The organism is Rhizobium sp. PRIMUS64 (genome assembly GCF_023006465.1).
Taxonomy (GTDB): Bacteria; Pseudomonadota; Alphaproteobacteria; order Rhizobiales; family Rhizobiaceae; genus Rhizobium; species Rhizobium leguminosarum.
The window spans coordinates 21,673-32,914 of sequence record NZ_JALBGX010000076.1; the positions used below are offsets into that span (position 1 = coordinate 21,673).

Genomic DNA, 11,242 nt, shown 5'->3' on the forward strand with positions numbered 1-11,242 from the left:
GTTCGCTAGACTCTCGCGATTGCAAGCAGTGCTTCGGAGGAAACATGGCTTCGAACGACGTCCTATTGGCTGCGAGAAATCACGTTATTCCCGATAACGAATGGCACGAGTTACCAGCGGCAAGTCGAGGCTGGGTATCGGAGCGCCTTGCTGCTCTGGCCCTTGAGCTAGAGAATGGGCCCTCAACGGCATTCATGATCGTCCAGTCAGGGCACCTGGTTTTCCAATGGGGCGATATCGCTCTCAAATCCAGCATCGCATCTGTGCGAAAGAGCCTGATCAACGTCCTGTACGGAATTTACATTGCCGAGGGCAAGATCGACCCCAATGCGACACTCGCCGAACTGGACATTGATGACAATGAGCCTTTGACACCAGCCGAGCGAAAAGCAACGGTCATGGACCTCCTGATGGCGCGGTCAGGCATCTATCTACCCTCTGTCTACAATACCGAGGCCGGTCGGCCGTCGCGAGGCAGCTATCCGCCCGGGTCCCGTTGGTTCTACAATAACTGGGACTTCAACGCCCTTGGCACGATAGTCGAGCGCACGACAGGTCAGAACGTATTCGACGGACTTGTGTCGCGGCTCGTCATTCCACTTGGCATGCAGGATTGCGAGCCGGGTGATGGATGGTTTCAGCATGGTCCGGAGTCGTCGCACCCAGTATACAAAATTCGCATGTCCGCCCGTGATCTTGCTCGGGTTGGCCTGCTTTACCTGCGTCAAGGTCGTTGGGGAACCAAACAGCTCGTCCCTGAAAGCTGGGTTCGCGACAGCACGCTGCCGCATTCCCAGGTCGGAGCCGGGCATGGTTACGGTTACCTGTGGTGGGCTACGGCGGCGAACGCTTCCGGTGACAGCATGGCCACTCACGCATCCATGTTTTACGCCAGCGGATGGGGAGGGCAGTATATCATCGTGTTACCTAAGCTTGATCTCGTCGTAGTGCACAGATCAGCGCCGTCATCGAAGGTTGGCAATGGCGTAAGTCATGTTCGAATGGGGGAAATTCTACGGCTCGCCCTCGCGGCTTGCTCAAACCGCGACAGCGTATATTGAGGCAGGCGCAGGCTTCGGCCAGCAGAATGGAGCCAATTGCTTTTCGTTCGAATCCGGGAGCCACAAAAAGCGCCCAAATGTTTCCGTTGCGTGGGTCGGCCGCAGAAAAGCCGACAACATCGCCGTTCTCTTCCCAAACGGCCACTCCCGGATTGGCTACAAAGCAGTTGTAATCATCATCGGTAACCCTTGTAACCAACGATGCCGCCGAATATCACGACGAGAAAGCGTGGATGATTTTCTGGGCGAACTTGATCATCGCAAAAGTTGAAGCTACTGCCTAAAGCAGACCTTTCGACGAGAAACCATTTCGGCAAGTATGCTAGAGCCGACCAAAGCCTGATTGATTTCGCTTCTCGGTGATGACTCGGACAATAAGGCCAATTGATGCGGTGGTATTTCCTAAGTTTAGTCAAATTATTGATGAAGCAAGAGCAGATATATGGAGTTTCTGCGTTAATTGTCGGGCTTCTTCTGTCCGTGTTGGCTTGGATTCCATTCGTGGCTATTGCAGCAACATTATCTGCCGAGTTTGCGATAGGTGGGGAATTGGCAACCTTCTGTGTTTTGATGCTGTTTTCTCCTGCGGTTATTTTGTTTTATGTTTCATTTGCTTTGTTGGCTGATGAGGTTTTGGGGAAACTAACGGGACGAACCGCGTTTGGAATGCAACCTGGTTCTCTCAAGGGCAAAATACGGCAGATAGTGGGGTCCGCAACCAGCAACCCGCCGGGTTGAAGAGATATATGGAGATGGTCGCCGCCCAGTTCAGGCGTGCCGTACCTTCGAAGACTGCGATTTTAGCGTGTTGATGAACTCAGTGACTAGATCGATTGAAGTCGCGTCGGTGGCAAGCCCTTCCAAATGCCTCGCGATTTCTTCGCATTCTTTTGCTGAGAGGGAACGGAGGTTCGATCTGACTACGTTATATTCGGGCGTCCCGCGAGAACCCAAGGAGCGGTTGATGACGAAGCATTCCGTTTGTCCGTCAAGTCGCTCAACAGACAGGGCAAGCGAGCCACCGTCAGGTGCGACGGCGTAGTCAACGATCAATGTGAACACGGCGACTCCGATCTGTTTTAGCCTCTTCTTCCATCAGAACGCATACCTTGGGGAGCAACTACTTGCCCACCCATGTCATCGCCGCAAATAGCTCTTTGACCCGTCGTTCCACCCGTATAGTCCTAATGGAAGGTTAGTGCGGCAGGCAGGGGTTGCAAAAATCAGTGTTTACAATTCGATTTTCTTGATAGAAGATGTCCCTGTGAGCACGCTGTCGAAAAACTCGATCAATAATAACGACCCCTTCGGGGTCGTGGATATCGTGTGCGCCTCTTAGCGTAGCTCATTGATCACCACAGCCCTGCCGGTTTCGGGAGGGCTCGTGCTTTGGCTTCTCCGATCCGGTCTTCGTTTCAGGAGAAAGTCATGTTGCCTACCTTACCTTTGACGCGTTCCTCTATCTCTGACCTGCCCTCTCTCATTGGGCAGCGTGTCAAGCTATGCGGATTCGCAGAAACCATTCGCGACCAAAAGCGTATGCGGTTCATCATCCTGCGTGATCCGACCGGGAGGGTCCAACTCACGCAGGTGAAAGATGACGTTGCCCTTACGGCTGCTCTTGATGTTCTCACGCCCGAAAGTTCCATCGTTGTAACGGGAAGAGTGAGTGCGGCTCCCAGCGTGAAGCTCAGCGGTCTGGAAGTACTGATTGAAGACGCGAAAATCTGCGGTTTGGCTGATGCGCGTCTTCCTATCGCTGAAGATTCTGGACTGGACAAGTGGATAGACCACCGACAGGTCAGCTTGCGCTATCCACGTCAGCAACTCGTCTTTGCAGTGCAGACGACGCTCGAAGAGGCCATGCGTTCTTTTTGGAGCCAACATGGTTTCCGAGAAATCCATTCGCCCAAACTTATGGGAACCTTCAGTGAGTCCGGAGCGGAGGTGTTCCCTGTCAGATATTTCGGCACGACCGCCTTTCTTGCTCAATCGCCGCAATTCTACAAGCAAATGGCAATTGCCGGGGGCATAGAAAAGGTCTTTGAGATTGGACCCGCGTTCCGCGCCGAACCTTCTTTTACCTCACGCCACGAAACAGAATTCACGTCAATCGATATGGAAATAGGATGGATTGAAGACCATCATGAGTTGATGGATATCGAGGAGCGCTGGTTGTCTCATGCCATCGCAGTTGTCGCCGAAGCGCATGGCGAAGAAATTGCGAGGCTTTTCGGCGTCGAGATTGCGCCACCGGTCCCGCCATTTCCAAAGGTTACGTTCGAAGAGGCGTGTAAGATTCTTAAAAAACTCGACCACGCCCTTCAAAGACGTGACGACCTGGGCGCTGAAGGAGAACGTATCCTCGCTAACCACATGGCAACGGCAACGAATCACGAGTTTCTTTTTATCACCGATTATCCGGCGAGCGGCAGGGCATTCTATCATATGCGCCGAGACGACCGGCCCGCGCTGACGAAGGGCTTCGACCTTTTGTGGCGCGGGATGGAGATCACGACCGGTGCGCAGAGAGAGCATCGCTACGACCGACTTGTGGCTCAGGCCGCCGAGCGCGGATATAAACTGGACGCGCTTTCCGACTACCTCGACTTTTTCAGGTTTGGCTGCCCTCCTCACGGGGGCATGGGCATCGGTCTGGGCCGCATTCTTATGCGCATGCTAAACACCGCCAGCATAAGGGAGGTGACGCTGCTCAGCCGCACTCCCAAGCGGCTACGTCCCTAATTGGGGGCAAACATTCCAAGAGGCTTGGCGGCACGTCTAGATGAGACGTGCCGCACCTTTGACTTGAAGCCGAATGCCGCGAGCCGTGGCCCCTGAATTCGACCGATTTATTTGTCGGCCGCGTCATAGGAACTGTAGAAGCTCGGGTCCTTATCAAACACGTCGTGGTTATCGGCTGATTTCGTGGTCGGCTTGTTGGTGACCTTCCCACGGAAAGCAAACAGAAAAACCGCTGCCAATAAGGCGATACCTACCGCCACACCAACAAGAACCGAAACTATGGTCGTCATGATCGAGCACTCCTCAATACGAGGACGGTAAGTCGCGATCTTTGAAGATACAACTATCGCTGGAGGAGCTTACGTGTAAGCCTTGTCCCGCTCTCACGTTGACACGATCAAGCTTAGGTAAGCAGGGGCGTGTACTAATGCGCAAACCTTCCGGTCCACCAACTGGCTGATTTTGTCCCTTGCTGCGGCGGCCAAATTTCGCAGGACAGGGAGATCAAGCCACCATCGTTGTATCCGACAAAAGCAATTATTTCTTCTTCGTCGACGTGGTCCAACTTTTCTATGATTCCGGCTAGACTCTTTACTGCCGGTGCATGGCCGCGTACCGCCAGGATATAGTTCTCGGGATAGGCACCCCACTGGCCAGCGTGACCGCTTGACTAGCCGATCCGTCGATGCGGCAATCAAATAGCAGCCAATCGCCTCTCAAGAACTCTTCAAATGCGTCACCACGTATGTCGCTATGAAAGAACTTCTCCATCGTCTCGCTCTCGCCGGTTTGCCTCCGATGATATCGCGGAACGATTCCATCAGTTAAAGGAGGCAGACCTGCGGCCGCTTATGTTGCGTTACTGGATGGGCCGAACGGTTCCACGCAGTGCTGTCATCGTTGTTCTTGGCGCACCAGAACAGTTTTGAAGCCGATGAGGAAGCGATACTCGTCGCGGTTTTGCATCTGCTCCAGCGTTTCGATGGCTGGAAAACCTATCCTCTTGGATAGATGCAGAACCAAGCCTTGCCCCAAGGAAAGCCCCACATGTGCGCCGAAGCTCTCGGGCTCGTCATTCACTAAGACCAGATCGAGCGGCTTCGGGTCCTTAGAGACCGCCGTATGTGCGGTGTCATCCCAAAGGTCGCTGGACCGAAAGTTCGGCAGCTCGAAACCGAAGTGCCTCAAAATCGAGTATGCGTATTGCTGACAGTTCGCGCCACCTTCAACGCCGTGAACGCCACGAGCGCCGGGGAAATGCTCTCCCTGATATCGTACCCTCCAAAACTGAGGCGGGATTTCGATTGGGGACTGGTTGAGGTTTTTGGTCATGCCGGGCTCCATGGTCAGGACGTAGCCCACTCCATCAGTGCATTCTGAGCGTGAAGCAGGAATGCTTTTGCGGGACGGCTTTGACATGCAGGGTGCCACATTGCGTCGGCCGTCACTTCTTGCCCCCTCGCGACCGGCGGACATGGCAGAAAGATCATGTCGCGCTTTCCCTCATCGAGGAGCGCTGCCGTCACCTGATATTCTGCCAACTCGCGTTCCTCGGTATCTTTCGGCCACGAGTCCGTGATGATGACATCCGCTTCGAGGACATGCCGGATATCCCGGCTGGTTTCGAAATTCGGGTTTAGCAGGTTGGCGTCGGCAACGTGCCAGCGCTCGGGATACACTTGGACGACACGGATGGGCATGGACTTCGACGCCTCGACCCATGAACGGAAGATGTTGGCATCTGGGGCTATCCCGACAACTTTGAGACCTTCCAGTGATCCCCTGACGCTCTTGATGTAAGCAAGATCGCCAAGCGTTTCGCACGGATGATTGGCCGTTGTCCGGGCATTAATAACAGGCGCATCCATGACGGATGCAAGTTCCCGCAAGGTAGCGAGTTCCTTGGTCCTGACAACGAGAAGATCAAACCAATTGTCGAGGTAACCCGCAAGGTCGGCGGTGGTCTCGCGGACATTGAAGCTGATCGGCGGTTGCACGCAGACGCCTCCCATAGCCTTCACGCCGAGATCGAAGGCGGCAGTATTCCGCCATCCAGTGTCATCGACGATAACACCAACCCGTTTGCCTTTCAGCGATTGCGGAATGGTGCGGTCCGCCCAATGCTTCGCAAGCTGACAAGCTCGGTCGATGATCGCAATGATGGCGTCCAGCGGCAATGAGTGGAACTCAAGGAAATCTCTATTCTGATTAAAATTCATGTGCTTCCAATTCCAAGGTCGGTGCGATCAGAGCTGCTAATCGGCGAATACGGACACAGAACCTCCGAAGCCGCCCGGCATGGACCTCGCCGTCGGCCCCCCGTTGCATGGATTGCATCACGCCGCGATGTTCCGTGAAGATCAGGCCGCTAGCTGTGTCCTTTTAGCGCATCTTTTCGGATTGAACACGCTGCCTCCGCAACACACGAAGGACATGTTCAACTCCCTGCTCCAGCGTCAGATTTGATGTGTCGAGAATTTCGCATCCATATTCGGATGCCTCATTTCGTAGAAATCTGGCCCAGTTCATCATGTCTACGCTCGCCAAATCAGGTTGACCTCGATCAATCGAAAGCCGTCTGGTTCTAGTCTCGTCGTCGCAATCAATGAGGATGCAGGCGTAGGACACGATTCCCGCGCGTTCGGCCGCTTCCACCAGAAAGGCAAAACGAGACTGGCCCTCAAATAAGACGCTGCGCCCTTGTGTGACGAGGGGCGATAATCGAGCCATCCATTCGAGAGTGGCAGCTCTCTGCCATCCTTCGACCGAGCCGAATTCATCAATCATCTCTTGCACGGGCGGCACGCCGATGCGGTCCTTGTAAAAGACGTCGATCTCTTGGCTGTGCAGCCGTTCAATCGCTTCGGCAATGGTTGTTTTCCCGGCTCCTGATGCGCCGGTGAGAATTACGAGTGGCATGATTTTCCCTCAATCGCAGCCAGCCCTACGCATCCGCAAGCGGAGCTGGCTAAACGTACCCCAGGTGCAATGCACCGGCTTCGAACCCCTTCAACAAGGGGAGGTGCCGCTAGGCGTCGAAGAAGGCCCTGGCGATGTTGAGGATGGTCGTCTTCATAGTGACTGAAAATATAGTACAACTATGATTGGTGCAATGGCTGTCGTTGCTACTCGCAGAACCTGGTTGGTTGGCGCAGTGCACCGGCGGGGATATGCGGAAGGGAAGGCGGATGTCGCGGGTGGAAGCAATGATCGGCATGTTTTGTGCAATGGTGATATGCCTAATCTGCGCCACCATGGCTTGTTACGCGGTGTTTTCAATCCTCATCCGGCTGCCTGTTTCCAATCCCTTCGTATGGTGGACCCTCGACAGCTACATGGGGTTTGCCACAGTGTTTGGTGCAGTCTTCCTACTTACGGTTGGCGTCTTGATCAGCCTATACCGCCTTGCTTTACGACGAGCACGATAGCCTGATCGAGTATGAGGGGTTTGGAACCGTTCATTGCATTACGCTTTCCTAGCATCGTTGCTGCAATGCCCTGCCTAAAAGGGGACATGGGATCAAACTCAATGATCAAACTCGGCGCACCGGATCATTGCGTCGACTGCCAGTTCGTACTGGCCGCGTTGGAACTCAAATGGCCAAAGCACGCGTAGTCCCGTTGTGGCCGATGCGGTTGCATGAACCGGTCCCATATTACTTTGTCATGGTGCAGGCGGACTAGGAATCGAGACTTGAGTTGGCGCTCGGGATTGCCCGGCACCCCGGTTGTTAGGGGCTGCGCTGAATGCTACCGCAAGTGTACAAGCGATTGTGACGGGGTGTATTCATGAACCGAATGATCATTTTCTTGGTTATTGCCCTTGCGACCGGCACCGCGCATGCAAGCGGGCTTCCGTTTTTCCCCAATACGAACGTCCCCGACTACACCGCGAAGCTGGTTGTGCACGACACATTAGATGGGAAGGACAACTGGCGGGTCGTGCAGCATCACAACGGCTGGACGCACGTTGAGGAGACACAAGGTGGCGATACATATATCTGGTATGGGCACTTCTTTCAGAACATTGTTTTGTCAACAGTGAAGAAAGATGGAGAGGAGATCAAGCGCTTCAGTATCAGGCAAGTCGAGCCATCGTATGACTACCTCGGCATCAAGCAGGTCAAGGAAACGAACGATGTGGAGACAGTGGGCGGCGAGGAGTGTCGCTGGCGGCAAATAGTTCGTAAGCCACCGCCGGAAGGGCCGATTTGGATGACCTGCTTGACCAGTGACGGAATAGAGGTCGCAACCAAGGTTCTCTTTTCCAAGGGTAAATTGATGTCCGAGGCGCGTCTGACCGAGATCAAGCGAGGTCCGGTCCCGGAGGCCGAAGTGTTGCCCCCAAGACAGCTTTTTGACGCAAGCACGTGGCTCAAGCCTCTGCGCACCTACCCGGATCACCCTCCGAGTGCTGTCGACTTCGAGGCGAAATTGGTTACGAGGGCGTCTGACAATCCGTCGATAGACAAGTCTTCTGAGGTGAGGCTGTTGCGACATTATCCATGGTGGTTTCGTCGGCGTGACGGCAAGGACGGGTCAATCCGGATCGAGGTTTGGAACGAGCTTGAGAACCAGGGTATTGTCTATTCGTCATCGAAGAGAGAGCGCAGAATTGTCGGTGGTCGCTCTTCGCCGGAGCCGAAGCCTCCCTTCTCTCGATTCAGCAGCCAAACAGGAATGGAAAATCTGGGTGAGCAGGGCCAGTTTCTTGGCGAAAATTGCACATGGTATAACCTAACGCCGAAAATGGCCGGTTCAAGTCACAAGCAGTGCATCACGTCCGACGGTATTCCGTTGAAGGACGAGCAGTGGTACGGCAGGAGCGCAGCGGAGAGCTTCGACACGGTGGCATTTACCCGTCGACCCGTCGACATCGACGAAATGCAGCCGCCTCGCGAATACCTCGATCCCTCAGCTTGGGGGCTTGCACTGCAATAGTGCGGGCAGCAATAGCCATGCCAACAGGGACGGCTATATAGCCAGGAGTGACCGCGTGCGGCGGCGGGATATCGAATTCTGGGGACGCGGAGTTGACCGGAAGATGGCCCCCTTGGAACCCTCTTACCCCTTGAGCATAAGGCACTGAAACGTTAGAATTAAAAACTGGAACCCATCCAAACCTGCTGCCGGGTTGAAGGGCGAATGAGCATTTTTTCAACGACCATGTTCACCAAGGTCGAAGCGTAATCGGCGGACTTCGACAAGAACATTGGATCGTCTTATGCTGAACGCTTCGGTTAGGTTCTCTCCCTCGAATGTTGCCACTCTGAAAAAGGCTCTGCGTAGTGGGTATCCGCATATCAGGTCTTCGCACCTCGACGAGGCGATTGCTGCATCCTTCGGGTTTAACTCCCATGCCGCCATGCGGCCGGTTCTTCATGATGTCAGTACGTATGCCCGGCTGGTGGTGAATACGAACCATCTGCTTCTTGTGCTGCGTTTAGAGGAACTGGGATATCGGGATATCGCTCCGGAGGAGTTGCGTCGTCTCATTTGGAAGATCGAGTTTCCACAAGGCTGGCATGACGGCGCGGTTGAAAAGGCTATACAGGAACGACGGCGACCAGCGGCTGCTAACGCCTAGCTGCTTTCGCGTTTGGTTCGCTTTCGGCAGAACGTGGACCTGCGACACGGCAAAGTCGCAGGGCAGTGTTTTTCGTCGCCAAGCGCAAACGTCATGCCCTTTACCCGTTTGGCAACGTAGCGATGTATTGGCCGACATGGTTTGCCCACAATGCTGGCTTGAAAAGCAAGGCGTGGCCTGCGGACACAGAAATGAATTTCCCCTGTCCGCCCGCCGATACAAACCTTTCGAAATTTTCTCGGCAGTGCTCTATTCGATAATACTGGTCATGGCTTCCGTGCAACCAAAGCGTCGGAACTCCGGCAGATGCGCCACGTTCAAAGATGCTGGGGTTTACGATTTCATGGTTGGCACAACCTCTCCCGAGCCATCCGCCATTGAAGTTGATCGCACCTCGGAAAGTGTTCGGGCGCATACCCGCATAGGCTATCGACAAGATGCCGCCGCGCGAGACTCCGCCGATGGCAAGTTGTCTCTGATCCACATCGGGCCGCTCGCGCAGATGGCGCACGACAGCATCCATATCCTCAACGGCCCGCTCGAAACCCGCAGTCGCAATTTCGACGTTGCAGGAATAGCCGGAGCCGTCCAGGGCAAGTCCCTCTCCATAGTTTCCGCCTGATTTCCCTCTGCCCCGACGTTGCGGAAAGAGGATCATCCAGCCGCGATCAACAAAGTAATTCCCTATGACGGCGGGACATATCGTCCTTGAGTAAAGGGTCTTGTTGTGGCCGCGTCCGGTGGAGCCATGGTTGAAAATAATTGTTCGATAGGGTCCTTGGTGTTGAGGTTTTGCTGCAACAATTTCCAATTGAGCATCTGCCTCACTGGAGGATATGAAGAACCTCTCAAATTTCATAGAATCTGCTACCACTCTGGCTGGTGATCAATTCCTCGGTATCGTGAAAAGGTCGATGTTTGTTCAGGCTTTTCAGCCTGGTCTATCCTTCGTCGCAGAATAGGGACTACTGCGAAAACTGCAACGTCTGAGGGGGCTTCCTTTCGAGATCGTCGCGCCAAAGCTGTGCAGGTAACCCAGTGCAGCAGAACCCTCTGGAGGAGCACCATGGCGACGCTGAGGATTTATGATTCCACGGGACATGGCCTCGCGGTCGATCTAGGGGATTTGTTGCGCCTGATGGTCCCTCAATCCTTGCAAGCAAATTGGACGATCTCGTCGGTCAAGTCATCTATACCTGGACATGGTTGGTTTGAGGCCACTGGTGAGGGTGGCGAGCAACTTGAGAGGCTGGCACAGCAGAACGCCCGGCTTCCGGGTTCTGATCTAGCGGCATTGGCCAGCAACACACGCCAGCTTATCTGGGGAGAGTTCGTCGGATCGTTACCCGCTGATGCAGATGGGAAGTGGGTGACCATTCGGGCCGCCGACGGCACCTTTTTTGAGATCGAAACGGACGACGAGACGGTGCTGAACAAGGTCAAATTGAACTTTAAAGACGTCCGCGCTGGGGAGTCTCCGATTGCGTCTTGGCCATTGGATTATCCGAGCAAATGATGGGAGCCAAACGGATCGGCAGCAAGGGAGCATAACGAACGGGAGATTCAATTGATGTTGAAACGCCTGAATTGCGCGGTGCGTTTGGCTGTGAGCTTTCCCAAATAGGAAAACGGCGGCTCCAAGAAGGCTATTCGGCTGCCGCATCGCGACGCACCAGATGATGGATGCCGTCGGGCATCGTCTCAACGAGGCCACGCAGAGGCATCGGCAGCAGCCTGATGTGTTTCGGCGTGCAAATTTGACCCCCTTGGCGGGGTAATCGGCGTCCAATTTTGACCCCCCTCAGATTTCATCTGACCATCCGGCTTTTGGCGGCGGATGGAGTGGGAG

The 11,242-nt window shown here is 54.5% G+C and carries 11 protein-coding genes and 1 pseudogene; 6 read left to right on the plus strand and 6 right to left on the minus strand.

The window, feature by feature from the left end:
* Positions 1-44: 44 nt before the first annotated feature.
* Positions 45-1,061, plus strand: a complete 1,017-nt coding sequence (locus tag MOV76_RS25185) for a serine hydrolase (RefSeq protein ID WP_247265533.1) — start codon at positions 45-47, stop codon at positions 1,059-1,061.
* A 19-nt stretch (positions 1,062-1,080) separates the two neighbouring features.
* On the opposite strand, the pseudogene MOV76_RS39870 reads toward MOV76_RS25185, so the two are convergent.
* A pseudogene (locus tag MOV76_RS39870) lies at positions 1,081-1,260 on the minus strand (GNAT family N-acetyltransferase); the annotation flags it as partial.
* 224 nt (positions 1,261-1,484) lie between these two features.
* Between MOV76_RS39870 and MOV76_RS25195 the strand changes: the two are divergent.
* Both MOV76_RS25195 and aspS read left to right on the plus strand, forming a co-directional pair.
* Complete coding sequence (locus tag MOV76_RS25195) at positions 1,485-1,799, plus strand: hypothetical protein (RefSeq protein ID WP_144083745.1); 315 nt, start codon at positions 1,485-1,487, stop codon at positions 1,797-1,799.
* Between the two features lie 690 nt (positions 1,800-2,489).
* Entirely contained in the window at positions 2,490-3,806 is a 1,317-nt protein-coding gene (gene aspS, locus MOV76_RS25200) for an aspartate--tRNA(Asn) ligase (protein WP_247265534.1), read from the plus strand.
* A 107-nt stretch (positions 3,807-3,913) separates the two neighbouring features.
* Here the strand turns inward: aspS and MOV76_RS25205 are convergent, their stop codons facing one another.
* The 4 genes from MOV76_RS25205 to MOV76_RS25220 all read right to left on the minus strand — a co-directional run bounded on the left by MOV76_RS25205 (position 3,914) and on the right by MOV76_RS25220 (position 6,725).
* On the minus strand, positions 3,914-4,096 hold the full coding sequence (locus tag MOV76_RS25205; protein ID WP_028732968.1) for a hypothetical protein: 183 nt from the start codon (positions 4,094-4,096) through the stop codon (positions 3,914-3,916).
* Positions 4,097-4,700: 604 nt separating this feature from the next.
* On the minus strand, positions 4,701-5,138 hold the full coding sequence (locus MOV76_RS25210; RefSeq protein WP_247265535.1) for a hypothetical protein: 438 nt from the start codon (positions 5,136-5,138) through the stop codon (positions 4,701-4,703).
* Positions 5,139-5,152: 14 nt separating this feature from the next.
* Positions 5,153-6,025, minus strand: a complete 873-nt coding sequence (locus MOV76_RS25215) for an ornithine carbamoyltransferase (protein ID WP_247265536.1) — start codon at positions 6,023-6,025, stop codon at positions 5,153-5,155.
* A gap of 163 nt (positions 6,026-6,188) precedes the next feature.
* Complete coding sequence (locus MOV76_RS25220; protein ID WP_247265537.1) at positions 6,189-6,725, minus strand: AAA family ATPase; 537 nt, start codon at positions 6,723-6,725, stop codon at positions 6,189-6,191.
* Between the two features lie 870 nt (positions 6,726-7,595).
* On the opposite strand from MOV76_RS25220, the gene MOV76_RS25225 reads away from it, so the two are divergent.
* A complete protein-coding gene (locus MOV76_RS25225) occupies positions 7,596-8,747 on the plus strand; it encodes a hypothetical protein (protein WP_247265538.1) in 1,152 nt (383 codons plus the stop codon).
* A 283-nt stretch (positions 8,748-9,030) separates the two neighbouring features.
* On the plus strand, positions 9,031-9,393 hold the full coding sequence (locus tag MOV76_RS25230) for a hypothetical protein (RefSeq protein ID WP_028732962.1): 363 nt from the start codon (positions 9,031-9,033) through the stop codon (positions 9,391-9,393).
* A 100-nt stretch (positions 9,394-9,493) separates the two neighbouring features.
* Here MOV76_RS25230 and MOV76_RS25235 read toward each other — a convergent pair whose 3' ends face one another.
* The gene (locus MOV76_RS25235; protein WP_247265539.1) at positions 9,494-10,252 is read right to left on the minus strand and encodes a S9 family peptidase; all 759 of its coding nucleotides are present in this window, start codon (positions 10,250-10,252) and stop codon (positions 9,494-9,496) included.
* A gap of 207 nt (positions 10,253-10,459) precedes the next feature.
* On the opposite strand from MOV76_RS25235, the gene MOV76_RS25240 reads away from it, so the two are divergent.
* On the plus strand, positions 10,460-10,909 hold the full coding sequence (locus MOV76_RS25240; protein WP_247265540.1) for a hypothetical protein: 450 nt from the start codon (positions 10,460-10,462) through the stop codon (positions 10,907-10,909).
* The last annotated feature ends 333 nt before the right edge of the window (positions 10,910-11,242 follow it).